Origin of the sequence: Flavobacterium gyeonganense (assembly GCF_029625295.1) — a bacterium.
GTDB classification, from domain to species: Bacteria; Bacteroidota; Bacteroidia; order Flavobacteriales; family Flavobacteriaceae; genus Flavobacterium; species Flavobacterium gyeonganense.
This window is the reverse complement of sequence record NZ_CP121112.1, coordinates 2,005,318-2,029,499: the sequence shown is the minus strand read 5'-3', so window position 1 is coordinate 2,029,499 and position 24,182 is coordinate 2,005,318. Positions and strand designations below refer to the sequence as shown.

The following is a 24,182-nucleotide window of genomic DNA, read 5'->3' as shown; positions in this document are numbered from 1 at the left end:
GAACATTCTGTTTAACTATTATGAGAGGTTGATTTTGTATTTTTCTTCAATTGGGGAAGGAATATTTTTTGGTGCAAGCTGTCCAATCTGAAATACTTTTTCAATAAACTCAATACTTTCGTCAATCGATGTGTTTTCGTCTTTTAAGTGACTGGCAAACTGACTGGTGATTTTTTGTATAATTCGGGAACTGATTAATTCAGCCTGTTCTTCATCAAAATTTATCATTTTCTTTTTATGAAAAGCCAGTTCTCCGGCAACCATATCGTTTAGTTTTGCTTTTAGCGCATGAATGGTAGGAGCATATTTACGGCCGTTCATCCAGATATTGAACTCTAATTTCATATCCTCAATTATAGCTTCGGCAGCGGGTATATGCTGTTTTCTTCTTTCAAGGGTATCATCTGTCATTTGTGACAGATAATCTAAATGTATTAAAGTTACACCCGGAATTTGTTCCACATCAGGATTTACATTTCTTGGGATAGATAAATCCAGAATCAATAACGGTTTTTTTAAATTTAGTAATGTCTTGTCAATAGTTGGATTTTTTGCTCCTGTTGCTACAACCAAAACATCAGATTGTTGTAGTTCTTCCTGAAGGTTAGCGTAATCTTTTACGATGACATTTAGTTTTCCGGCAAGGATTTCAGCTTTGTTTTTCGTTCTGTTGATAAGCGTAATGTGACCATTTTTAGTATGTTTTACTAAATTTTCGCAGGTATTTCGTCCTATTTTTCCAGTTCCGAATAGCAGAATATTTTTGTTTCCAATATCTTCTACGTTTTTAATAATATATTGAACTGATGCAAACGAAACCGATGTTGCACCAGAAGAAATTTCAGTATCTGTTTTGACCTTTTTGCTTGCCTGAATAACGCTGTTGACAAGGCGATCAATAAAAGTATTAATTAAACCCTCGGATTTACTAAGGTTGAAAGCAATTTTAATCTGGCTGATGATTTCAAAATCACCCAAAATCTGACTGTCTAGACCTGTTCCTACGCGAAACATATGGTTTACAGCTTCCTGATTTTTGTAGATATAGGCCACTTCGCGAAATTCCTCAACAGATCCATTACTGTTGTCGCAAAGTAATTTGATTAATTCGTACGGATGATTGGCAAAACCATAAATTTCAGTTCTGTTGCAGGTAGAAGTGACGATTAATGATTCTATTCCTTCAGTTTTTGCCTGAGCAAGTAAATCAGATTGTGCTTTAGCATCTAAACTAAATTTTCCTCTAATGGTAGCATCTGCTTTTTTATAACTTAAACCTAAAGCGTAAAAAGTGGTAGTTCTGGACATATTAAAATTTTCCATATTATACTTTCGTTAAAAAGTGCAACAAAATTATTACTAACTAATTTATAAAAACAACGCTAGAGGTACTTTTTATATCGCTATGGAATAAATTGATACATTTTGGCTATTCTAAATAGGATTTATTGCCATTATAATGATATCAAGGATTCGACAACTTGTTATGTATATTTATTCTAAATAACAGTCTGGCTTTTGTTTTAAATATCGTGCGAAAAATATCGCTATGAGTTCGAATTCATCTTTGTGTTTTATATCTTATTCAATTTCATTGTGGTAGAAATTTAAATATAAAAACAGCTTCATGAAATAAAACCCTACCGTGAAAGGCAGGGTTTTGAAGAAAAATTAATTATTTTTGAACGATTGGCGTTCTTAAAGATTCTAATACAGCTACAATATCAGTGTAAAGTTCTGTATTAGAAGCAACACCGTTAGCATTAGCTGCAGCACCAACATATCCTTCGAATTTTGTATAATCTGCATTACTGGCTTTTGTTCCCATACGTTTATTGACTGCAGGATCATGTGCAGCAACCATGTTTAAACCTGAATAAGTATTCACTGCATTTGTTCCTCCTGTATTATATGAGAAGAAATCAGTAAGATTATCTGATAATTTAGCAATGTTGGTAGCCTGAGTATTACCTGTTTCTGCTAAAAGAGGGGCAAAGTGTGCCTGTAAATTACCGGATGCATTAGCCTGGATATCGGCTACAATTAATCCGATAGTGGAGTTTACCACTTTGCGGAAACTTAAACGTCCCTTCTCAATCATTTGTCCTGAGTTATCGGGATCTGCAACCATTGTAGTTCCGCCCAGACGACTATAGATAGATGCTTTTACAGGTGCAGAATCATCATCATTACTGCAGGAAGTTAAAGTTGCCGATGCAATTATCAGAACACTAAGTGTAATTTTAGAAAAATTTTTCATAATAAAATATTTAAAGGGTTAATTAAAAAACTGATTTATTTTTTGAGATAATTTGTAGCTCATACTGTTTTGATTTACAGGGCAAACTTCTTTGTTGGCTAAATTTGCCGGCAGAATATAACGTTTGGCATCATAAGGTCTTTTGCTCATTAATTCATTATATACTTTTTCAGAATTCGTGATTTTATTGTTGTGGAAATACACGACCACATTTCTTTTCACTATAATCGAATCAGAGGTAAGTCCCTTGATAGATCTTAAATCAGAGCATATTTGTCTGGCCTGGGCAGAATCGATGTTTTCCTTAAAATCAATACGGCTTACCTGTAAATTCGGGCTTTCATAAACTGCAGGTTTTGCAGTAATAATGTGAAAAAGCAAAATGCAGAAGAATAGTATGGTAATCACCAATCCTGTCCTAAGGATCTTTTTTATTGTTTTGTTTGTTTTCATATTTGTAATTTTTAAAATGGTTAGATTTTGAAAATTATATACGGAGGCTTTTTGAGTGTGGTTTTAATTTATATAAGAAAAATATTAATTTAGAATTGTTATGAATAACTAAAACGTTATCACTATTCTTGATTGCCAGATTTATTTTAGAGTCAGAAAACAGATTTGAGGCTTAAAGCCAGTGAATTGGAGTAATTATTAATATGGCAGCTCAATTAAAAAAGATAAGGGATTACAACTTGCATTTAAATAATCAAACAATAAAGATTTTATAAATTTAAGTGCAGGTAATCGGATAAACCATCAAAAAGATTTAATTTTGAATGTCCAATTATTCGTTTTATTAAAAACGGGAATAGTAACCTGAATAAAGAAATCAATGGAGGAGGAAATTAAAATTGAAGACGATTTTACGCTTATCCGTTTTCAAAACGACGGCTCAGAACCTTTTTTTGCGCAGCGTGAAGTAGGGAGCGGTCTCATACAGTTTCATTTTGGGTTAAAAGGAAATGCGAAATTTTTGTTCAATCAGGGTAATTATACTTTAGAACTTAAAGAAGAAAAATCGTTGCTTTTATATAACCCGCAGAAAGAATTGCCGCTTAATTTAGAATTAGCTCAAAATTCCTGGGTGATTTCAGTAATTGTGTCTATCAAGAAATTTCATGCTTTATTTTCTGCGGAAGCCGATTATATTACTTTTTTAAGTCCTGATAATAAAGATAAGAAATATTATAACGAAGGAAATATCAGTCCGTCAATGGCGATTGTACTGAGTCAGCTTTTTCATTATAATCTTCACCCTTCTATTAAAAATCTCTATTATAAAGGAAAAGGATACGAATTATTGAGTTTGTATTTCAACAGGACCGAAGACCCAAATGCAGAACAATGCCCGTTTTTGATTGATGAAGACAATGTTCTAAAAATCCGAAAGGCAAAAGAAATCGTAATTGCTAATATGGCAGAACCTCCTGGATTGCAGGAACTGGCCGATCAGATTGGTTTGAATCTGAAAAAGCTAAAAATGGGCTTCAAACAAATTTATGGCGATACAGTTTACGGTTTCTTGTTCGATTACAAAATGGATTTCGCCAGAAAATTATTAGACAGTGGTTCTTATAATGTAAACGAGGTTGGACTGAAAATCGGCTATAGCACAGGAAGTCACTTTATAGCCGCATTCAAAAAGAAATTCGGGACAACGCCTAAAAAATATTTGATGTCGATTAATGCGAATGTTTAAACACTAATTTCACTAATTAGCACAAATTAGAATTTGCCGAATCTGCGAGAGGAATATTCGCAAATTATTTAAAATCAATTTTGAATATCCAACAATAATTAAAAAGTAACAATTATCATATTTCACAAAAGAAGCAAATTTTACTTTTGACGAAATTTTAAAAACAAACAAAGCTTAAAGCAAAACACATAATGAAAGGCGTATTATTAGTAAACTTAGGTTCTCCGGATAGTCCACAACCAAAAGATGTAAAACCGTATTTAGATGAATTTTTAATGGATAAATATGTGATCGACGTTCCGTATTTATTGAGAGCATTATTGGTTCGTGGGATTATTTTAAGAAAAAGACCGGAAGAATCGGCACACGCTTATTCAAAAATCTGGTGGGAAGAAGGTTCTCCGTTAGTAGTTCTTTCAGAAAGAATGCAAAAGAAAGTACAGCCTTTAGTAAATGTTCCAGTTGCGCTTGCAATGCGTTACGGAAGCATGACAATCGAAAAAGGACTTCAGGAATTAAGCGATAAAGGGGTTACAGATGTAATGCTTTTTCCATTGTACCCGCAATATGCAATGGCTTCGACTTTGACAATTTTGGTTAAGGCTGAAGAAATCCGCAAGAAGAAATTTCCTCACATGAAATTTACAGATGTTCCGGCGTTTTACAACAAACCGGATTACATCAAAAATTTAGCAGATTCAATCCAGAAACACTTAGTTGGATTTGAATACGATCATTTATTGTTTTCGTATCACGGAATCCCGGAGCGTCATATCCGAAAAACTGATGTGACAAAATCACATTGTAAAATAGATGGTTCATGTTGTAATACGCCATCACCGGCGCATGAATTCTGTTACCGTCACCAATGTTATGAAACGACTAAACAGGTTGTAAAACTATTAGGTCTTCCAGAAGATAAATACAGTTTAACTTTCCAGTCTCGTCTGGCAGGTGATAAATGGCTAGAGCCTTATACGGATGTTGAAATTGATAACATGCCTGCAAAAGGAATCAAGAAATTAGCGGTTGTAACACCGGCATTCGTTTCAGATTGTTTAGAGACTCTGGAAGAAATCGCCATGCGCGCCAAAGAAGATTTTGAAGCAAACGGAGGAGAAGAGTTTTTGGCAATTCCGTGTCTGAATGACGACGATGAGTGGTGCCAAACGGTATCAAACTGGATTAACGACTGGGCTAAATAATATTTTGTTTCAAGTTTTAGGTTTCAAGTTTTTCTCAAAGTGGATTAACCTGAAACCTGAAGCTTGAAACATGAAACAAAACAACAATGGAGTATTATAATTACTTAAAATCACTGCACATTATTTTCGTACTAACCTGGTTTGTAGGGTTGTTTAATATTGTACGTTTGTTTGTATATCAAATAGAAGCCAGTGAAAAACCATCTCCAGAAAAAGAAATTCTGCAGGCGCAATTCAAAATAATGAGTTACCGCCTTTGGTATATTATTACATGGCCATCAGCGATTTTAGCAAGTATTTTTGCTTTTTGGATGCTGTTTTTTACAGATTTAGGAAATGCATGGCTTAAAATGCCCTGGATGCACATTAAATTGGGTTTTGTTTTCATCTTATATCTCTATCATTTAAAATGTCATCAGATCTTCAGGCAATTGCAGAAAGATGAGGTGAAATATTCAGGCAACTATATGCGTTTGTTTAATGAAGGCGCAACGATTATTTTGTTTGCTGTTGTTTTTTTAGTAGTTTTAAAAAGTGCTTTCAACTGGATTTTCGGTGTAGTCGGAATCATTTTATTCTCGGTTTTGCTTATGCTTGGATTCCGCTTTTATAAGAGAATTAGAGAGAGGAAATAGTTTTTTTAGTTTCAGGTTTCAAGTTTCAAGTTGCCAATCGCAACGTAACCTGAAACTTGAAACATGAAACAAACAAAAACAAAAAAACATGCTAAACTTCAAAATGTCAATGCTCTCCCTTCGTATCAGGATTTTCCTGTCGATGATTGTATTGATTGTTGTGGCATCTTTTTTATTAGCCTCGATTTCAATTATTCAGTTTAAAAACGAAGCCAAAGAATACCATCAGGAACGTTTAGAACGAAAAGAAAATGCTGTAAAAGAACATATTAACTATGTTCTGGCAACAACAACGTATCCTTTAAAAACAGGAAATCTGGATTTGATTTTTAAAGACAAAATCCATGAATTGGCCCAGATTCATAAAATCGAAATTAATATTTACAGCCTTGACGGAAAACTGCTAAAATCATCAAAAGAGTCTTTTGCTGTTGATAAAGTTGCACCTCCAATTCCTGATTTTATTTTAAAATTGGTTCGTTCTTCTATAGAAAAGCGTTTTGTAGATATTAAAACGATTAATGGCGTTAAAAACAGATCTTCTTACAGTTTAATAAAAGATGAAAAATTCAAACCTCTTGGAATTTTAAATCTTCCTTATTTAGAAGACGATGGTTATTACGACAATGAATTGAATACTTTCCTGATCCGGTTAAGTCAGGTATATTCGTTTATGTTACTGGTTGCTTTCGCGTTGGCGTATTTCCTCTCGACTTATATTACAAAATCACTGAAAACTATTTCAGATCGTTTGGAAGAGACCAATCTGGATCAGAAAAATGAAAAAATTGTTTTAGAAGCGAATAGTAAAGAAGTCAACTTTCTGATCAAAGCTTATAACGGAATGGTAGATAAGCTGGAAACGAGTGCGATTAAATTAGCGCAAAGCGAGCGTGAAGAAGCCTGGCGTGAAATGGCAAAACAGGTTGCGCACGAAATTAAAAATCCGCTTACGCCAATGCGTTTAACGGTGCAGAGTTTTCAGCGAAAGTTTGATCCGAATGATCCTGATGTTAAGCAGAAGATGAACGATTATTCTGAAACCCTGATTCAGCAGATTGATACTATGACGTCTGTGGCTTCTGCATTTTCAAACTTTGCTTCGATGCCGGCTCAGCAAAATGAAACTTTAAATGTAGTTGAGGTTGTCGAACTGGCACTGGATATTTTCAACGAAGATTACATTTCTTTCGAAAAAGAAGAAGAAGAAATCATTTCCAAAATGGACCGTACGCAACTGATTCGTGTCATTACCAATCTGGTAAAAAATGCAACTCAGGCGATTCCCGAAAGTCAGTTTCACAAATCAATAGTAGTTTCTGTGAAACGCCGTGACGATAATGTCGAAATCGCAGTAAAAGATAACGGAATCGGAATCCAAAAACTGGATATTGGCCGAATTTTTGAACCTAAGTTTACGACCAAAACCAGCGGAATGGGACTTGGTCTTGGAATTATAAAAAACATTATCGAAAATTACAAAGGAACAATTACCTTTGAGTCAGCTTACGGAAAAGGGACTACATTTACAGTTTCCCTGCCTATCACCAACTCTTAAAAAAGCGGTCATGAACTACAAAAATATTTTAATTTCTATTGAAGAAAAAATCGCTACAGTAACGATTAACAGACCTGAAAAGCTCAATGCTTTAAGCAAGGCAACTATAACTGATCTTAGCGAGGCTATTAAATTATTAAATAAAAATGAAGATGTTCGGGTTATCATTTTGACAGGAAGCGGCGAAAAAGCTTTTGTAGCCGGAGCTGACATTTCTGAATTTGCCAATTATACTGTTGTTGAAGGCGCACAATTAGCTGCAGAAGGACAAGAGTCACTTTTTGATTACATTGAAAATTTGAAGAAACCCGTAATTGCGGCCATAAATGGTTTTGCATTAGGAGGCGGATTAGAGTTGGCTATGGCCTGTCATTTCAGAGTGGCTTCGGTTAATGCCAAAATGGGCTTACCTGAAGTAAGCTTAGGACTAATTCCGGGTTACGGAGGAACACAGCGTTTGCCTCAATTAATAGGAAAAGGACGTGCGATGGAAATGATCATGACCGCAGCAATGATTTCTGCCGAAGAAGCAAAACAATACGGTTTAGTAAACCACGTTGTGCCTCAGACTGAATTGTTAACATTTACAAGCGTAATCGCCCATAAAATCATGAAAAATGCCCCTTTTGCTATCGGAAAAGCGATAAAAGCGATAAATGCAAATTTCGAAGACGGCAAAAATGGTTTCGATACCGAAATCAAATCTTTTGGAGAGTGTTTCGGAACTGAGGATTTTAAAGAAGGAACTACTGCCTTTTTAGAAAAACGTAAAGCTGAATTTACAGGAAAATAATTTTCTTAACCGCAAAGGGCGCAAGGGTTTGCGTAAAGCACACAAAGAAAATAAAAAATCTTGCGAACCTTTCGTAAATCTTAGCGACCTTTGCGGTTAAATTAGAGGATAAAACCTTAGAATCTTAAAAAAATGTACGAACCAATATTTGCCCTTTTTTGCGAACGAGTTAAAGAAAGCATCCAGGCCGGCACTTTCGCAAAACTGACTTTGGCCAAAACAATGGGCGATACCGAAATCAAAAACATCTATTTCAGATTGTTGCTGAATGAAGATGATACATTTTCGATTTCACTAACTACCCGTTACAAAACAGAAGAAGTTGAAAGCATTCATACATTAGATGAAGCTTTACTAATTTTAGGTTCTTACATCAAAAAACCGTTTTTGACCGCTTTGCTTTTCACAACAGATAATGACATAACTTTCAAAGTAAATAAAAAGAACGCGGGAAGTATAATTGAACAGCCGCCAACATTCAAAAACGCATCACCGGTAATGCTCGAAATGATTGAGAAAGGGATTGTTTAGTTTTAAAAGCTAATTGTGCTATCCGTTCAAACGAAGTTCACTGAACTCGATCCCAATATTAACAAAGTGAAGTAATCTTTTGTAGCGAACCCCGCTACAAAAGGATTTCAACTACTATAAGCGCTAGGGCAATTATTTTCAAAAAAGATAATATAGATTTTAATAAGGCCTTCGTGTATCTTTTGAGAATGCTTTGTGAATCTCTATGCAAAATCACTAAGTCAACTTCACAAACAAGTTAGAAGCAATTTTATTCGAAATAGACAATTCCCTGTTGTCAATTTTAATTTTTACAGACAAATCAAAAGATTCTTTCGATAAGAATTCAATTTTAGAACCTAGCGCAATTTCCTGCTTATCCAGATATTTCAGAAATTCTGAAGAAGTGTCTTTTACGCCTACGCAAATACCAATTTGGTTTTCGGATAATTCAGATAGTAATTGTTTTTCAATTTTGATTATTCGTCCATTTGCATCCGGAATCGGGTCTCCATGAGGGTCTTCTGTTGGATTTCCCAGAAAATCATCCAGACGGTTGATCAATTGCTCAGATTTGATATGTTCCAGTTGTTCTGCAATATCGTGTACTTCATCCCAGCTGAAGTTTAATTTTTCTACTAAAAATACTTCCCATAAACGATGTTTTCTAACAATCATTTTTGCGGATAATTTTCCGTTTTCTGTCAATGAAACTCCCTGGTATTTTTTATAGTTCACCAAATCCTTGTCAGACAGCTTTTTAAGCATGTCCGTAACGGATGAAGCTTTGGTTTCCATCATTTCGGCAATAGCATTTGTACTCACTTCTGTTTCCAGCGAAGCAGTCAGGTGATATATCGCTTTAAGGTAGTTTTCTTCTGAAAAGGTCATTTATATTTTGAGATTCTAAGGTTCTAAGGAGCTGAGGTTCTAAGGTTATTGTTTTAAAGTTTTAAAAACCTTAGAACCTCAGCAACTCAGCACCTTTATTTAACAATCAACAAAGGTATCGAAATTTTATGTCTTAGTTTGTCTACTGTTGTGCCAAATAAAATATCTTTTAAACCAGTGTGGCCGTGGGTTCCCATAACCAGAATATCGAAATTGCCCTTGTTTATAATTTTTGGAATTATGGTGTTTGGCTTTCCAAAACCTAATTCGGTTTCGATCTTGAATCCTTTCTGCGAAAGCATTTCTTTATATTCTAATAATAATTTTTCGTCAATGGTCGTTTCATGATCGTGTATATGAACTCCGTACATCAAAGCACCAACCGTTTCTACAATATGTATAAGAGTATATTGCGCATTCATTCCGCCTAATTCAAAAGCTTTATTCAGAGCAACGCTATCAGCATTCGAAAAATCTACAGAAACAGCAATGTTTTTAATACTTTGACTTTCCCTGGCCGTAAATTGAAGTTGAAGATGGTGTGGCGAATGGTTTAATGTTTTTGATTTTGCTTTAGCAATAAAAGGTTTAAAGACAATGTAAAGCAATAATGCTAAAAGACCCACTGCCAATGGAACTACAGTAAGCCATAAAATAATTGGATTCTCTGAAGTTTCAAGCCAGGAAGTGATTTCATCATAAACTAATTTGGCATTAAGCGAAACAATAATTAAAGCAATAATCCAGGAAACAAACTGTGTAAGTTTAGAGATATGGAAACCATTCATCTTGGATTTATCGCTCACAAAATGAATTAACGGAATAATGGCAAATCCCAACTGAAGACTCAAAATGACCTGACTTAAGATCAATAGTTTTCCTGTTACGCTTTCACCATAAATTAAAATGACGATAACAGCCGGAATAATCGCAATCAAACGGGTAATGATTCGGCGAACCCAGGGCTGTATTCTGAAATGGAGATATCCTTCCATTACAATTTGTCCGGCTAATGTACCGGTTATTGTAGAACTTTGTCCGGCAGCAATGAGTGCAATAGCAAACAATGCCGGCGCCCATTTAGTTCCTAAAAGCGGTTCCAGAAATTGATGTGCATCCTGAATCTCTGCAACTTCGTACATTCCGTTTTTGTGAAAGGTGGCAGCGGCGAGAATCAATATTGCAGCATTTACAAAAAAGGCAAGGTTTAAGGCAATTGTAGAATCGATAAAGTTGTATTTCAAAGCTTGTTTGATTCCGGCCGGAGTTCTGTCGAATTTTCGTGTTTGTACCAAAGAGGAATGCAGGTAAAGATTGTGCGGCATTACAGTTGCACCTATAATTCCAATGGCGATATATAATGCTGCTGAATTTGGAATAGAAGGAATTAATCCTTCTAAAACTTTATGCATTTCAGGTTCGGCAAAAATCATTTCGAAAATAAATGAAAATCCAATAATCGCTACCAAAGCAATAATGAACGCTTCCATCTTTTTAATTCCTTTATTAATAAGGAAAAGCAATAAAAACGTATCTAAAACAGTAATTAAAACAGCTTCTAAAAGAGGAATCCCAAAAAGTAAATTAATTCCGATGGCCATTCCAAGAACTTCTGCCAAATCACAGGCGGCAATAGCAATTTCAGCCAGAAAATATAAAATGTAGTTAATCGGTTTTGAATACGTTTCTCTCGAAGCCTGTGCAAGATCACGCTGTGTTACGATTCCAAGACGTGCGCTTAAACTCTGCAGCAGCAAGGCCATTAAATTGCTCATTAGCAAAACCCAGACAAGAGCATACCCAAACTGACTTCCTCCTGCTATATCAGTTGCCCAGTTCCCCGGATCCATATAGCCCACGCTTACTAAATAGGCGGGACCTAAAAAGGCAAGAATTTTTCTAAATCCTGTTTTTTTATTTTCGGTTGCAACCGATTCATGAACTTCCTCTAATGATTTTGACATTCGTAAAATATTGATTTTCCAAATATATATAAAAATTACTTTAGAATAACAATATTTTTAGACAAGCCTAAAATTAAATGTTAGAATTTAAACAATTGGGGCATAAACCTGATAAGGTAAAATTTATATCATTGACTTTATAATTGTGAGGCATAATATAACTTGGTTTCACATTTTCAAGGCAGGTGATTTCAAGACATTTTTCACAGCTAAAATGCGCGTGATTATGAATATGAACCCGCTGTGCATGATGATTGCATTTTGCATATTTTACAGTGCCGTCAAGGTCAACAATTTTATGGACCACATCATCATTTACGAGACGGTCTAATATCCTGTAAACAGTAACGCGATCGCATACATCTTCAATTTGTTTGTAAATTTCCGTATGGGACAGCGCAGTTTTGGATTTTCCAAAAATCTCTAAAACGGCCGTCTTTGCTGTAGTATTTCTTGTTGTTTTCATTTTTTATCGAAATAAAAATAGTATCGCAACAATGTTGCGATTTGGTTTTTATGTGTATATTTGCAACAAAATTGCATTAAAGCAAAAGTAAGTTAAATGAAGAAAATTACAACACCTTTTTACGATTTTTTAGGAATGTCAACTGCTGCTCTTTGTTTAATGCATTGTTTGATTTTCCCGCTGTTAACAATCCTTCCTTTGGGGCTAAATCATGATCCTGTAATTGATTTAGTATTTGCTTCAATTGGGTCTTTTGCTATTTTCAAAATTATAAAAAAATCATCGGTTTTAGTGTCTACGATTTTACTTGTTTCGATGAGTTTGATTTGGATTAGTATTTTAGGTGAGATGCTATTTGACATTCATGTTGACTTCATCTATTTCGGAGGAATAGGAATGATCATCGGGCATTTATTGAATTACAAATTGCACAAAAAACAACATCATTAAAAATTAGATTATGAATCAGAAAAATTTTGAAGTGGTTATCATTGGAGGTAGTTACAGCGGGTTGTCAGCAGCAATGAGTTTAGGGCGTTCTTTGCGTCAGGTTTTGGTTATTGATAGTGGTTTGCCTTGTAACAGACAAACACCGCATTCTCATAATTTTATCACGCATGATGGCGAAACTCCGGCTGCAATTTCGGCTAACGCCAGATTACAAGTCGGATTTTATAAGACTGTTCAGTTTTACAAAGGGATTGCTATTGATGGCGCTAAAACACCAAATGGTTTCGAAATTAAAACAGAATCAGAAGAACTCTTTATTTCCAAAAAGTTATTATTCGCAACAGGAGTTAAAGATTTATTTCCGGAGATTAAAGGTTTCGAAGAATGTTGGGGAATATCTGTTTTACATTGTCCGTATTGTCACGGTTATGAAGTCAAAAATAAAAAGACAGCTATTGTTGCCAATGGCGAAATGGGGTTTGAATATGCAAAACTGATTTCGAACTGGACAAAAAATCTTGAGTTATGTACGAACGGAAAATCTCAATTAAATTCGGAACAAACACAAATTCTTAAAAATCATGGTATTTCGATTTTGGAAGGAGAAATAGATTCTTTCGAACATACTTTAGGCTATATTTCAAATATTGTTTTCAAAAACGGAGAAAAGATTGCTGTAAAAGCCGTTTATGCAAGACCCCCATTTGAGCAGCATTGTCCATTACCGCAAACTTTAGGCTGTGAACTTAACGAGCAAGGATTGATAAAAGTCGATTTTATGCAGAAGACATCAGTTTCTGGTATTTATGCAAGTGGTGATGCTACAACTCAAATGCGTTCTGTGGCTTTGGCTGTTTCTTCCGGATCTTTTGCAGGAGCAGCCATCAACAAAGAACTTATTGACGAGAAGTTTTAATAATCTTTTTTAACGGATTGAAATTGAAATGTTTTAAAAAACTTATTTCATAATAATTATTTGTAAAATTTAATTTTTAGTTTTGTCTAAATTTAATTTTATAATAATGAAATATTTATTTTTGACAATATTAATAATTTCAACTAAAAGCATTTTTTCTCAAAATATTTCCGGAAAAGTAGAAGGTTTTTCCTCTATTGACCCAGAAATTACTATTCGTTTACTGAATACTGACTTTAAAACTCAAACGGATTCCTTAGGATTTTATCAACTCCAAAGTATTCCAAAAGGAACTTATAGAATACAAGTGACCTTGACGGGATTCAAACCTCAAACCCAAAAGATTTCAATTGTGGACGAACAGGATTTAATTTTGAATTTTGAATTGCAGGAAGACAAAAACGAATTGAATGAAGTGGTGGTTTCAGGAACTTTAAAACCTGTAAAACGATTGGAAAGTGCTGTTCCTGTTGAGGTTTATTCACCGGTTTTCTTCAAGAAAAATCCAACGCCAAGTATCTATGATGCGCTTCAGAACATCAATGGAGTCCGGCCTCAGCTCAATTGTGGTGTATGTAACACAGGCGATATTCACATAAACGGTTTAGAAGGTCCGTACACTTTAGTTTTAATTGATGGAATGCCAATTGTTAGCAGTCTTTCGACAGTTTACGGATTATCCGGAATTCCGAATTCTCTGGTAGAACGAATTGAGATCGTAAAAGGTCCGGCATCTTCTCTGTATGGAAGTGAAGCGGTTGGCGGACTAATTAACATTATCACCAAAAATCCAACAAATGCTCCGGTCTTTTCTGCGGATTATTTTACAACCACTTACTTTGAAAGCAATCTCGATTTAGGAATGAAGTTCAATGCCGGAAAAAAAGCCATTTCAATTTTAGGAGTCAATTACTTTAATTACGATCAGGTTATTGATAAAGACCACGATAATTTTACCGATGTGACGCTTTCAGAACGGATTTCAGTTTTTAATAAATGGAGTTTTCAGCGAAATAATAATCGGTTATTTACCATCGCAGCCCGCGGAATGTATGAAGACCGATGGGGCGGAGATGTACGCTGGGAGAAGAAATACCGCGGAGGTGATGAGATTTACGGTGAAAGCATATACACAAAAAGAGGAGAATTGATAGGAAGTTATCAATTGCCGTTTGAAGAAAAACTAATGCTTTCGTTCTCCGGAAACGTACATTATCAGGACAGCCGTTACGGAATAACATCGTATATCGCGAACCAGAAAATTGGTTTTTTGCAATTAACGTGGGATAAAAAATTAGGACGTAACGATTTACTTGCCGGAATTGCCAGTCGTTATACCTATTATGACGATAATACTCCTGCAACCAAAGAAGCTGAAAGCACCTGGCTTCCCGGAGTTTTTGTTCAGGATGAAATTACGTTTTCTCCAAAAAGTCAGGTTTTGCTGGGTATGCGTTACGATTATAATTCTATTCATGGTTCGATTTTGACACCAAGGATAGCCTATCGATTTAAAGCCAATGACAATACAATTTTCAGGTTAAACGCCGGAACAGGTTTTCGGGTTGTGAATTTATTTACTGAAGATCATGCAGCATTAACCGGCTCGCGGGATGTTGTGATTGCGAATAATCTGAATCCGGAGCAATCTGTAAATGTAAATCTCAATTACATTCAGAAAATTAATTTCGGAAACGGAACTTTTATGGGAATCGAAACAACGGCTTTTTATACCAGATTCAGCAATAAAATCATTTCAGACTACGAAAGTGATCCAAACAAAATTATTTATGACAATATTGATGGTTATGCTATAAGTCAAGGAATCAGCACTAATGTAGATCTTAATTTGCCATCGGGATTAAAATTTATTGTGGGAGCAACGCTTTTAGACAACAAAAATGTTGAAAACGGGGTTTCTGAAAAACCTTTTCTAACTGAGAGTTTTACCGGAACATGGAGCGTTTCCTATAAAATTCAGCCTTGGCATTTGTCAATGGATTATACTGGAAATGTGTACAGCCCCATGAATTTGCCTTTGTTGAGTGAGTACGATCCCAGAAGTCCAAAATCACCCTGGTACAGCATTCAGAATATTCAGTTTACCTATTCCGGATGGAAGAATTTTGAAGTGTACGGCGGAATCAAGAATCTTTTGAATTTTACACCAAAACAGAATAATCCGTTTTTGATTTCGAGAGCGAATGATCCGTTTGATAAAAATGTGCAGATATCAGACGGAACTGCTATTGGTATTAATGGTAAAGTGGTTCCTCAGGGCCAAATAATTGACACTCCAGACAATCCATACGGTTTAAGTTTTGATACCACTTATGTGTACGGACAAAACCAGACTATTCGTGGTTTTTTTGGGTTGCGATATACTTTCAGATAAATGCAGATGTCTTGAAAGTATTCGATATAAAAACAAACAAATGAAAAAGCTAGCCATAATTATCTTCTTTCTCGGAATCACCTCAACAGGATTCAGCCAGATTCAAAACAGAACATTTGAAGCAATAGATAGTTTACAGCAGATTCAAAAGCGAAAAATCATTGTTTTTATCCATACAGACTGGTGTCAGTTTTGCCAACATATGAAAAATACAACTTTCAAAAATCAGGAAATTATTCAAAAACTGAATTCAGATTTTTACTTTGTAGGCTTGAATGCTGAGGAAAAAAGGAATATAAAGTTTAATAATCACATTTTTAAATTTCAGCCAACAGGTAATCAAGTTGGAGTTCATGAACTGGCTTTGCAGTTAGGAACTATGAACAACCAGATTGTATATCCGGTTTTATGTGTTTTGAATGATAAAAACGAAATCATTTTTCAATACAATAATTACCTCAGCCCAAAAGATTTTAAACAGCTTTTAGAAAAAATGAAAGAATAAAATTGCTTATTTTTGAGAATGGATTCTCCTCAAATCAAACATTTCAATTACATTTTTACTGGAACAGGCCTTGCAGCTCTGATGACCGTTTATAAAATGGTTTTCTCCGGAAAATTTAGTGATAAATCGATTTTGCTGTTAGACCACAATTCTAAGAAAACCAATGACAGAACCTGGTGTTTCTGGGCGGAAGAGGAAACCGTCTGGAAATCGGTCATCTCCAAAAAATGGAATTCGGCTTTGTTTGCGAATGAAGGTTTTAGACGAAATTTAGATTTAAAACCCTATCAGTATAATCAAATTCGGGGATTGGATTTTTATAACTTCGTTTTCGAATTACTTTCCAAACAAGACAATATTACTTTTATAAACGAGAAAGTTACCGATATCAATGAACTCGAAAACCATGTTTTTATCGGTACGGAAGAAAACAGATATACTTGTGATTACCTGTTCAACAGCATTTATACGAAGGCTTTCGCCGAAAGGCAAACAAAATATCCTGTTTTACAGCAGCATTTTGTAGGTTGGTTTGTAAAAACTGAAAAAGAAGTTTTTAATCCTGAAGAAGCTACTTTTATGGATTTTTGTGTGGAACAAAGAAAAAATACACGTTTTATGTATGTTTTACCAAATTCTAAAACCGAAGCTTTGGTAGAATATACATTGTTTTCAGAAAATTTGCTTCCGAAAGAAGAATATGAAAAAGAAATTGAAATTTACCTGAAAAAACTCGGCGTAAGCCAATACAAAATTCAGGAAGAAGAGCAGGGAAGTATTCCAATGACCTGTTATCCTTTTTGGAAAAGAAACACCAAAAGAGTCCTCAATATCGGAACTGCTGGTGGATGGACAAAAGCCAGTACAGGTTATACATTTAGAAATTCGGATAAAAAATCTTCGGCATTAGTTAATTTTCTTCAGGGTTCTAATTTCAAGATGAAAGATTTTTATAAAAAAAGTAGATTCTGGTTCTATGATTTATTGCTTTTAGATATTCTTCACAGAAATAATGAATTAGGAAGTTCTATTTTTTCTTCTTTATTCAAAAATGGAAAACCATGTCTGATCTTTAAATTTTTAGATGAAGAAACGAATCTGATTGAGGATTTGAAAGTGATTTTAAAATGTCCGAAAATGCCCTTTATAAAAGCTTTATTTAGGACTTTAATGAAATGAAAAACAGGTTTTGTCACCTTAGATTTGAACTTTTAATTTTATGACTTTTAAACTTTCGACTTCATCAATCGAACTATAACAAAACTTTATACTTCAAATTAAGTAGTTGCGTTGAAACTTTGTAACTTTGCAGTTGAAAAGTAAAATTTAAAAAATAAAAATATGTATCCAGAAGAAATGGTAAAACCAATGCAGGCTGAATTGACCTCTGCAGGTTTTCAAGATTTACATAGTGCAGAAGCTGTAGATAATGCTATCAAAGCTGAAGGTACCACATTGGTAGTTGTAAATTCTGTTTGCGGTTGTGCAGCAAGAAATGCGCGTCCGGGAGCAAAAATGAGTTTAGAAGGTGCTAAAAAACCAGATCATTTAATCACTGTTTTTGCTGGTGTTGACAAAGAAGCTGTTGATGCTGCAAGACAACATATGTTTCCTTTTCCTCCATCATCGCCATCTATGGCTTTGTTCAAAAACGGAGAATTGGTTCACATGTTAGAGCGTCACCATATCGAAGGTCGTCCTGCAGAAATGATTGCTGAGAATTTACAGGATGCGTTTAATGAATTCTGTTAATTTTAAAGGTTTGAAATTATATGAAGACTGTCTATTTATTTAGGCAGTCTTTTTTATTAGGAGCTATTCCGGCTGTCCACTATATCTTTTGTGCCTCCCGATAGCTATCGGGACCGCACAAAAGGATGCCGTTTCCATCCGGGCTAAAAAAATCAAAATGCTAAGAACTTTAAGTTTTTCAGCAATTTTAAAATCTTAGAAACTCAGAAGCTTTGCCACTTAGAACCTTTTTTCCTAACTTTGCGGCTTCAAAAAATATTCTCAACTTAAACTGTTTATAGCATGCAACTGTATAACACCTTAAGCGCAGAAGAAAGGGCCATCATGATCGATGATGCCGGTAAACAACGACTAACGTTGTCTTTCTATGCGTATGCCAAAATTCAAGATCCTAAAAAATTTCGCGACGATTTATTTGTAGCCTGGAATAAGCTCGATGCTTTAGGCCGAATTTATGTTGCCACCGAAGGAATAAATGCTCAAATGAATATTCCGGAAGAAAATTTGGAAGCTTTTAGAGCGACTTTGGAAGTTTACGATTTCATGAAAGGCATACGTCTGAACGAAGCTGTCGAACACGATGATCATTCGTTTTTGAAACTCACAATCAAAGTGCGTGATAAAATTGTTGCTGACGGTCTAAATGACGATACTTTTGATGTAACTAACATAGGTGTTCATCTGAAAGCTAAGGAATTCAACGAAATTCTTGATGATCCAAATACAATTGTAGTCGATTTTAGAAATCATTACGAAAGTGAAGTGGGACATTTTAAAGGTGCTATAACTCCGGATGTTGAAACTTTTAGGGAGAGTTTGCCAATTATCAACGAACAGCTTAAAGACCATAAAGAAGATAAAAAATCTGGTCATGTATTGTACCGGGGGAATTCGCTGCGAAAAAGCCAGTGCGTACTTCAAACATCAGGGATTTAAAAACGTTTATCAATTAGAAGGCGGAATCATCAACTATGCGAAACAGCTAAAGGAAGAAGGGCTGGAAAGCAAATTCATCGGGAAAAACTTTGTGTTTGATAATCGCTTAGGCGAAAGAATTACAGACGATATCATTTCGCAATGCCATCAATGCGGAAAACCTTGTGATAATCATACCAATTGTGAAAACGATGGCTGCCATTTATTGTTTATTCAGTGTGATAAATGTAAAGCCGCTATGCAAAACTGCTGTTCTGCGGAGTGTCTTGAAGTTGTAAATATGCCTTTGGTGGATCAGGTAAGATTAAGGGCCGGAAAACAGGTAGGAAATAAAGTTTTCAGAAAAGGAAAATCAGAAAATTTGAAATTCAAGCATTCTGGAGACTTGCCAGAAACTGCTTTAGCAACTGCACAAAAAAGCGCAGATATTCGCCAAAAGGTAAAAATCAAAAAAGTATTGCTTGGAAAAGCAGAGCATTATTACGTCAAAGCGCAGGTAGGACAATTTACAGTTGAAAATAACGAACTGAATGCAGGCGACAAAATTTTAATTTCAGGACCAACAACCGGTGAACAGGAATTGGTATTAGAAAAATTAATTGTAAATGGAGCAGAGGCTCAATTTGCTAAAATGGGAGATAAAGTTACTTTTGAAGTTCCATTCAGAATCAGATTATCGGATAAATTGTATAAAATTGTAAATTAGCGGTTTTTAAAACCCTAATTTACAATGTCTCATTCTTTTCCCAAATTATGGATGTATGCCTATAATCTTACGGGTTTGGAAATTCGACTATCTGTAATGATAAAAAATACCACAATATTTTATAACATAGCCCACAGTTTCAACTGTGGGCTATTTTAGTTACTACAAATAAATTTTAAATATAGACTATGATATAAATCATAGGAATCTAATCTATACCCACATTATTTTTGTCATTTGTTAGACGACTAGCTTCAGAAAACATATCATTTGAATAATAAAATCAAAAATGACAATTAACAACAAAATCGAACTCATGGCTCCTGCAGGAAATTTTGAGTCGCTTCAGGCTGCTTTAGATAATGGCTGTGATTCTGTATATTTTGGTGTTGAGCAACTCAACATGCGTGCAAGATCGACGGTTAATTTTACAATTGAAGATTTAAAAGAAATCGCTAATCGTTGTGAGGCCAAAAACGTTCGAAGTTATCTGACTTTAAACACTATTATTTATGATCATGATTTATCGGTCGTGAAAACATTATTGAATAAAGCCAAAGATGCGAATATTACGGCAGTAATTGCATCAGATCAGGCTGTAATTACTATGGCAAGATCGATTTGAATGGAAGTTCATATTTCAACCCAATTGAATATAACTAATATCGAAACCATTAAATTCTATAGTTTATTTGCCGATACGATGGTTTTAAGCCGTGAATTGAGTTTGCGTCAGGTAAAGAAAATCACAGAACAAATTGAAAAAGAACAGATCAAAGGACCTAACGGAAATTTGGTAGAAATCGAAATCTTTGGTCACGGTGCTTTATGTATGGCGGTTTCGGGAAAATGTTATTTGAGCCTGCATTCGCATAATTCCTCTGCGAATCGTGGTGCCTGCAAGCAAAACTGCCGAAAAAAGTATACCGTTATCGATCAGGAAACTGGTTTTGAAATAGAATTGGATAATGAATACATGATGTCGCCAAAAGATTTGTGTACATTGGATTTTCTGGATCAGGTAATTGATTCCGGAATTCGGGTTTTGAAAATCGAAGGACGAGGAAGAGCACCCGAATACGTGGCAACAGTTATTAAAACCTATCGCAAAGCTATCGATTCCTATTACGAAGGTACTTTCTCGAAAGAGAAAACAACAGTTTGGATGGAAGCTTTAAATACGGTTTACAATCGTGGCTTCTGGTCAGGTTATTATCTGGGTCAGGAATTGGGAGAATGGAGCAGTATTTCGGGTTCAGCAGCAACTCAGAAGAAAATTTACGTTGGAAAAGGAACACATTATTTTCCAAAAGCCAAAGTTGGGCAATTTAAAATAGAAGCTTACGATATAAAATTAGGTGATAAAATACTGGTAACCGGACCAAGTACCGGAGCTGAGGAAATGATTATCGACGAAATGTTTGTGAATGATTTTACCGCAGAAAAAGCAACAAAAGGTGACGATTGTACTTTTAAATTGCCATTTAGAATCAGAATGTCGGACAAACTCTATAAAATTGTTGAGGCGTAATGGTAATCATCACTTTACAAAGAGACAAATGCATCGGCTGTAATTATTGTGTGGAAATGGATCCGGTTCATTTTCAAATGTCAAAAAAAGACGGAAAATCTGTTTTACTTCATTCGCAGAATTCGAAAGGCTTTTTTACTTTAAAATCACCAAATCATGGAATTGCAGAAAGCTGTGAACTGGCCGCAAAAGCTTGTCCGGTTAAAATTATTACCGTTAAGGAAACGTAATACTATACTTTAAAAGCAAACCCTATTTTGTATGGCTACAGAATAGGGTTTTTATTTTTATTCGCTGGAAAAATCAAGTTCATCAAAATCTTCAATTTCAGACAACTTAATCAGTTTTGTTCTACTGATTTTAGTTTCTTTTTTCTCAAAAATTTCATCGTCATCATAAGTGTTTTCATTGATGTTTTGGTTTACGATTTTTTTGCGTGTCAGGAAATTGATACTGATCTCAGTGAGAACAATTGGTCCACGGTTACTGCTTCCATCGTAACCAATCAACTCTAAATCATTATTTTGAAGCCTAAATGTATAAGACCAATATCCATATCTGCCGTGACTGTAGTTAATAAATAGTTTGTTCTTATCGATTTGAAAGTCGAGTTCAGGGGCATAATAAACACCGCCATCTTCGTTTTCTGAAGAAAAACAATTATAATTTTTAACCGCTAATTCGTAGCCGCCTTTTTTATTTAGAAGTACCATAATTCCTCTGCGATTTCGATCTAATTTACCCCGATATTCATGTGTAATAATTTTACTTTTATCTGTACCTTTTATAATTAATACACAATCTTCTAATCCGTCTTTATTCAGATCGCCGTAAATTGTGTCAAAAGGCACATGGTTTTTAGGTATAAAATCGGCAAGATTCTTTTTGACTTCGATAGCAGGTTCTTCGACTTCGGGAATCTCTTTTAAATCGACAACTTCTGCTTCCGGTGATTTTTTATTCGTTTTAGAATCTTTATTACAGCTATTTAATAGATTAAGCAGGAGTATTGTTATAATAGCTAAGAAATATTTCTTACTCATGTCAGGGAATTTTTGTTTTTATGATGAGATTAAATCTTCCGCTTATTATTAAATGCCAAATTTTGCATCAATATGATGCTTTTCGGCATAGGCTTTTCCTACAGCCATTAGTTTAGCAAATTTAGAATCAGCTTCAGTTTGAGTTGCAGCATCAAAATCAGCTATTGCTTTTTGAATTTGTTCTGGTGAACGCTTTTCATCCTTCATTTTAGCAATTGGTAAATAACCTTCTTTTTGTTTAGCAATTACATAAGAAAATAAATCTTTTGAAGCCTGAAGAAGATCTTTATTATCATCGTCTTCTGTTATTTCATTAATTTTTTTCAATTGAATTTCTAAATTTGAGATATCGTATTTAAAAGCATCCTGATAAGAAGAAGGAATCATCTTTTTTTGGTTTTCATCATAAACCTGAGGCTCAGATTCCAGCTTATTGCTGATTTCTTTGCCGCCAAATCGGGATAACAAATTCGAATTTAAAACTGCAATATCAAAAGTTTTCTCGGGTGATAAATTGCTGCAGGAAGTACAAATTAGACTTCCCGCGATTACTACTAGAAATAAGATAGCAGTATTTAAGATTTTTTTCATTTTTAATTCTGTTTATTATTTATCCTTTTAATATTTTGCTTTTCTCGCTTTCAAATTCTTCCGAAGTCAGAATTCCGGCATCTAAAAGTTCTTTTAAATCCAGTAATGCTTTTTTCTTTGCTTCCATAGCATTTCCTGAATCTGTTTTTTGCGGTTCTTCTTTCTGAATTGGTGTTACAACCGTTCCCGAAGGTGCATATTTCAGAATTAGTTCTGTGATTTCATTAAAACCTTTCACGTTTGAATAATCAATCGCTTTTTGTTCTTTTACGTTTACAATTGAAGCATCGGCTTTGTTTTCCAATAAATATTTTACCACATCTTTTTTTCCGTTGGCTGCGCTGTAATGCAAAGGCGTATTTCCGGATTCGTCCTGAATGTTGATGTTTGCCCCGGCTTCAACCAATAATTTTACCATACTTAAATTACCTTTTTTGGTGGCAACATGCAACAAACTTTCTCCGCCATATGTATAAGAACTGTTAAGTGTAAAGCCAGAGTCATTCGAAATAGTAGTCGCACTAACAATCCAATCAAGGTAGTCGTTCATAGAAGAAGTGTCCTGAGCGACAGGTTTGCTGTAATTAACATCAACTCCGTTTTCTAAAAACAAGGAAACAATCTCCTTTTGGTTATTCGCGCAGGCGTACCAAATAGGTGAATAGCCATTATTGTTTGAAGTGAAAACATCTGCGCCTCTTTCGACTAATACTTTCGCCAACATTCGGTTCGTTTCATAACAAGCAATTAAAAGCGCATTTTCTCCCGAATGATTCATGTGATTTATTGCTGCACCATTATCCAAAAGCAAGGTCACCATCGGAATTGATTTGGTATAACAAGCGTATAACAAAGGCGTATTTCCTTGTTTATCTGTTACATTAATATCAGCTCCTTTATCTAAAAGCAATTGGATAATTTCACGGTTTAATTTTGCAGAGGCCAATAATAATGGAGTTTCTCCGTTGTTGTTCAGTAAATTAACGTCAATTCCGGCTTCAAGCAACTTTGTTGCAATTTCAATTTGAGCTGTCTGAACGACTAAATGCAAAAGGCTGTTTCCGTATTTGTCGTTTTTGGTAATTTCTGCACCATTTTCTAAAAGATATAAAGCGGTTTGTTTCTGTTTTTGAAGACAGGCAAAATACAAAGGTGTTTCTCCCTGATGGTCTTCGTAATTAATATCGGCCCCGTCTTCGGTCAGGATTTTTACAATATCCAGATACCCTCTGTGAGCGGCATAATGAATTGCGGTTCTTCCTTTTTCGTCCGTATATTTTACATCTACTTCTTTATTCTGAAGAAGCAATTCGGCTATTTTTCTGTTCCCGTTTTCGCAGGCAATTATAAATGACATTGACATGTATGAGAATTTT

Annotated in this window: 22 protein-coding genes and 2 pseudogenes; 15 read left to right on the top strand and 9 right to left on the bottom strand. The window is 34.9% G+C overall.

Going from position 1 to position 24,182, the window contains the following annotated elements; genetic code table 11:
* Positions 1–18 precede the first annotated feature (18 nt).
* The 3 genes from hemA to P5P89_RS08775 form a co-directional block, all read right to left on the bottom strand.
* Positions 19–1,323 (bottom strand): glutamyl-tRNA reductase, encoded by a 1,305-nt coding sequence (gene hemA, locus P5P89_RS08785; RefSeq protein ID WP_278011584.1) that lies wholly within the window; start codon positions 1,321–1,323, stop codon positions 19–21.
* A 352-nt stretch (positions 1,324–1,675) separates the two neighbouring features.
* Positions 1,676–2,260, bottom strand: coding sequence for a globin family protein (locus P5P89_RS08780; protein WP_278011583.1), 585 nt, complete (start codon positions 2,258–2,260; stop codon positions 1,676–1,678).
* Between the two features lie 18 nt (positions 2,261–2,278).
* Positions 2,279–2,713 carry a hypothetical protein gene (locus P5P89_RS08775; protein WP_278011582.1) on the bottom strand — a complete coding sequence of 145 codons (435 nt, stop codon included), beginning with the start codon at positions 2,711–2,713 and terminating at the stop codon, positions 2,279–2,281.
* A 379-nt stretch (positions 2,714–3,092) separates the two neighbouring features.
* On the opposite strand from P5P89_RS08775, the gene P5P89_RS08770 reads away from it, so the two are divergent.
* The 6 genes from P5P89_RS08770 (at position 3,093) to P5P89_RS08745 (ending at position 8,681) form a co-directional block, all read left to right on the top strand.
* Complete coding sequence (locus P5P89_RS08770; protein WP_025572425.1) at positions 3,093–3,959, top strand: AraC family transcriptional regulator; 867 nt, start codon at positions 3,093–3,095, stop codon at positions 3,957–3,959.
* A 191-nt stretch (positions 3,960–4,150) separates the two neighbouring features.
* Positions 4,151–5,164 carry a ferrochelatase gene (hemH, locus tag P5P89_RS08765; RefSeq protein WP_278011581.1) on the top strand — a complete coding sequence of 338 codons (1,014 nt, stop codon included), beginning with the start codon at positions 4,151–4,153 and terminating at the stop codon, positions 5,162–5,164.
* An 86-nt stretch (positions 5,165–5,250) separates the two neighbouring features.
* Complete coding sequence (locus P5P89_RS08760) at positions 5,251–5,799, top strand: CopD family protein (protein WP_278011580.1); 549 nt, start codon at positions 5,251–5,253, stop codon at positions 5,797–5,799.
* 142 nt (positions 5,800–5,941) lie between these two features.
* The gene (locus P5P89_RS08755; protein ID WP_278012003.1) at positions 5,942–7,357 is read left to right on the top strand and encodes a sensor histidine kinase; all 1,416 of its coding nucleotides are present in this window, start codon (positions 5,942–5,944) and stop codon (positions 7,355–7,357) included.
* Positions 7,358–7,367: 10 nt separating this feature from the next.
* Entirely contained in the window at positions 7,368–8,150 is a 783-nt protein-coding gene (locus tag P5P89_RS08750) for an enoyl-CoA hydratase/isomerase family protein (protein WP_278011579.1), read from the top strand.
* 132 nt (positions 8,151–8,282) lie between these two features.
* Entirely contained in the window at positions 8,283–8,681 is a 399-nt protein-coding gene (locus P5P89_RS08745) for a hypothetical protein (protein WP_278011578.1), read from the top strand.
* 216 nt (positions 8,682–8,897) lie between these two features.
* Here P5P89_RS08745 and P5P89_RS08740 read toward each other — a convergent pair whose 3' ends face one another.
* The 3 genes from P5P89_RS08740 to P5P89_RS08730 all read right to left on the bottom strand — a co-directional run bounded on the left by P5P89_RS08740 (position 8,898) and on the right by P5P89_RS08730 (position 11,981).
* Positions 8,898–9,551 (bottom strand): metal-dependent transcriptional regulator, encoded by a 654-nt coding sequence (locus tag P5P89_RS08740; RefSeq protein ID WP_278011577.1) that lies wholly within the window; start codon positions 9,549–9,551, stop codon positions 8,898–8,900.
* Positions 9,552–9,646: 95 nt separating this feature from the next.
* The gene (locus P5P89_RS08735; protein ID WP_278011576.1) at positions 9,647–11,515 is read right to left on the bottom strand and encodes an Nramp family divalent metal transporter; all 1,869 of its coding nucleotides are present in this window, start codon (positions 11,513–11,515) and stop codon (positions 9,647–9,649) included.
* A 73-nt stretch (positions 11,516–11,588) separates the two neighbouring features.
* Positions 11,589–11,981, bottom strand: a complete 393-nt coding sequence (locus tag P5P89_RS08730) for a Fur family transcriptional regulator (RefSeq protein ID WP_278011575.1) — start codon at positions 11,979–11,981, stop codon at positions 11,589–11,591.
* 96 nt (positions 11,982–12,077) lie between these two features.
* Here P5P89_RS08730 and P5P89_RS08725 point away from each other — a divergent pair, with 96 nt between their 5' ends.
* The 9 genes and pseudogenes from P5P89_RS08725 to P5P89_RS08685 all read left to right on the top strand — a co-directional run bounded on the left by P5P89_RS08725 (position 12,078) and on the right by P5P89_RS08685 (position 21,402).
* Positions 12,078–12,431 (top strand): MerC domain-containing protein, encoded by a 354-nt coding sequence (locus P5P89_RS08725; RefSeq protein WP_278011574.1) that lies wholly within the window; start codon positions 12,078–12,080, stop codon positions 12,429–12,431.
* Between the two features lie 10 nt (positions 12,432–12,441).
* On the top strand, positions 12,442–13,347 hold the full coding sequence (locus P5P89_RS08720) for an NAD(P)/FAD-dependent oxidoreductase (RefSeq protein WP_278011573.1): 906 nt from the start codon (positions 12,442–12,444) through the stop codon (positions 13,345–13,347).
* Positions 13,348–13,453: 106 nt separating this feature from the next.
* Entirely contained in the window at positions 13,454–15,742 is a 2,289-nt protein-coding gene (locus tag P5P89_RS08715; RefSeq protein ID WP_278011572.1) for a TonB-dependent receptor, read from the top strand.
* 40 nt (positions 15,743–15,782) lie between these two features.
* The gene (locus P5P89_RS08710) at positions 15,783–16,247 is read left to right on the top strand and encodes a thioredoxin family protein (RefSeq protein ID WP_278011571.1); all 465 of its coding nucleotides are present in this window, start codon (positions 15,783–15,785) and stop codon (positions 16,245–16,247) included.
* Between the two features lie 18 nt (positions 16,248–16,265).
* Entirely contained in the window at positions 16,266–17,426 is a 1,161-nt protein-coding gene (locus P5P89_RS08705; protein WP_278012002.1) for a lycopene cyclase family protein, read from the top strand.
* 162 nt (positions 17,427–17,588) lie between these two features.
* Positions 17,589–17,999 carry a BrxA/BrxB family bacilliredoxin gene (locus tag P5P89_RS08700; RefSeq protein ID WP_269233972.1) on the top strand — a complete coding sequence of 137 codons (411 nt, stop codon included), beginning with the start codon at positions 17,589–17,591 and terminating at the stop codon, positions 17,997–17,999.
* Between the two features lie 282 nt (positions 18,000–18,281).
* Positions 18,282–19,641 (top strand): annotated as a pseudogene (trhO, locus tag P5P89_RS08695) (oxygen-dependent tRNA uridine(34) hydroxylase TrhO).
* Positions 19,642–19,930: 289 nt separating this feature from the next.
* A pseudogene (locus P5P89_RS08690) lies at positions 19,931–21,172 on the top strand (peptidase U32 family protein).
* A complete protein-coding gene (locus P5P89_RS08685; protein ID WP_278011570.1) occupies positions 21,172–21,402 on the top strand; it encodes a ferredoxin in 231 nt (76 codons plus the stop codon). Before P5P89_RS08690 ends, P5P89_RS08685 begins: the two are co-directional and overlap by 1 nt.
* A 57-nt stretch (positions 21,403–21,459) precedes the next feature.
* On the opposite strand, the gene P5P89_RS08680 is transcribed toward P5P89_RS08685, so the two are convergent.
* The 3 genes from P5P89_RS08680 to P5P89_RS08670 are packed head-to-tail and all read right to left on the bottom strand — an operon-like array spanning position 21,460 to position 24,163.
* On the bottom strand, positions 21,460–22,215 hold the full coding sequence (locus P5P89_RS08680) for a hypothetical protein (protein WP_278011569.1): 756 nt from the start codon (positions 22,213–22,215) through the stop codon (positions 21,460–21,462).
* 48 nt (positions 22,216–22,263) lie between these two features.
* On the bottom strand, positions 22,264–22,806 hold the full coding sequence (locus P5P89_RS08675; protein WP_278011568.1) for a hypothetical protein: 543 nt from the start codon (positions 22,804–22,806) through the stop codon (positions 22,264–22,266).
* 19 nt (positions 22,807–22,825) lie between these two features.
* Entirely contained in the window at positions 22,826–24,163 is a 1,338-nt protein-coding gene (locus P5P89_RS08670; RefSeq protein ID WP_278011567.1) for an ankyrin repeat domain-containing protein, read from the bottom strand.
* Positions 24,164–24,182 lie beyond the last annotated feature (19 nt).

Coding starts and splice junctions, on each gene's coding strand:
- P5P89_RS08705 (WP_278012002.1), top strand. CDS start 16,266: ATGGATTCTCCTCAAATCAAACATTTCAATTACATTTTTACTGGAACA.
- P5P89_RS08710 (WP_278011571.1), top strand. CDS start 15,783: ATGAAAAAGCTAGCCATAATTATCTTCTTTCTCGGAATCACCTCAACA.
- P5P89_RS08740 (WP_278011577.1), bottom strand. CDS start 9,551: ATGACCTTTTCAGAAGAAAACTACCTTAAAGCGATATATCACCTGACT.
- P5P89_RS08760 (WP_278011580.1), top strand. CDS start 5,251: ATGGAGTATTATAATTACTTAAAATCACTGCACATTATTTTCGTACTA.
- P5P89_RS08780 (WP_278011583.1), bottom strand. CDS start 2,260: ATGAAAAATTTTTCTAAAATTACACTTAGTGTTCTGATAATTGCATCG.
- P5P89_RS08685 (WP_278011570.1), top strand. CDS start 21,172: ATGGTAATCATCACTTTACAAAGAGACAAATGCATCGGCTGTAATTAT.
- hemA (WP_278011584.1), bottom strand. CDS start 1,323: ATGGAAAATTTTAATATGTCCAGAACTACCACTTTTTACGCTTTAGGT.
- P5P89_RS08670 (WP_278011567.1), bottom strand. CDS start 24,163: ATGTCATTTATAATTGCCTGCGAAAACGGGAACAGAAAAATAGCCGAA.
- hemH (WP_278011581.1), top strand. CDS start 4,151: ATGAAAGGCGTATTATTAGTAAACTTAGGTTCTCCGGATAGTCCACAA.
- P5P89_RS08700 (WP_269233972.1), top strand. CDS start 17,589: ATGTATCCAGAAGAAATGGTAAAACCAATGCAGGCTGAATTGACCTCT.
- P5P89_RS08730 (WP_278011575.1), bottom strand. CDS start 11,981: ATGAAAACAACAAGAAATACTACAGCAAAGACGGCCGTTTTAGAGATT.
- P5P89_RS08755 (WP_278012003.1), top strand. CDS start 5,942: ATGATTGTATTGATTGTTGTGGCATCTTTTTTATTAGCCTCGATTTCA.
- P5P89_RS08715 (WP_278011572.1), top strand. CDS start 13,454: ATGAAATATTTATTTTTGACAATATTAATAATTTCAACTAAAAGCATT.
- P5P89_RS08735 (WP_278011576.1), bottom strand. CDS start 11,515: ATGTCAAAATCATTAGAGGAAGTTCATGAATCGGTTGCAACCGAAAAT.
- P5P89_RS08680 (WP_278011569.1), bottom strand. CDS start 22,215: ATGAGTAAGAAATATTTCTTAGCTATTATAACAATACTCCTGCTTAAT.
- P5P89_RS08745 (WP_278011578.1), top strand. CDS start 8,283: ATGTACGAACCAATATTTGCCCTTTTTTGCGAACGAGTTAAAGAAAGC.
- P5P89_RS08720 (WP_278011573.1), top strand. CDS start 12,442: ATGAATCAGAAAAATTTTGAAGTGGTTATCATTGGAGGTAGTTACAGC.
- P5P89_RS08770 (WP_025572425.1), top strand. CDS start 3,093: ATGGAGGAGGAAATTAAAATTGAAGACGATTTTACGCTTATCCGTTTT.
- P5P89_RS08775 (WP_278011582.1), bottom strand. CDS start 2,713: ATGAAAACAAACAAAACAATAAAAAAGATCCTTAGGACAGGATTGGTG.
- P5P89_RS08675 (WP_278011568.1), bottom strand. CDS start 22,806: ATGAAAAAAATCTTAAATACTGCTATCTTATTTCTAGTAGTAATCGCG.
- P5P89_RS08725 (WP_278011574.1), top strand. CDS start 12,078: ATGAAGAAAATTACAACACCTTTTTACGATTTTTTAGGAATGTCAACT.
- P5P89_RS08750 (WP_278011579.1), top strand. CDS start 7,368: ATGAACTACAAAAATATTTTAATTTCTATTGAAGAAAAAATCGCTACA.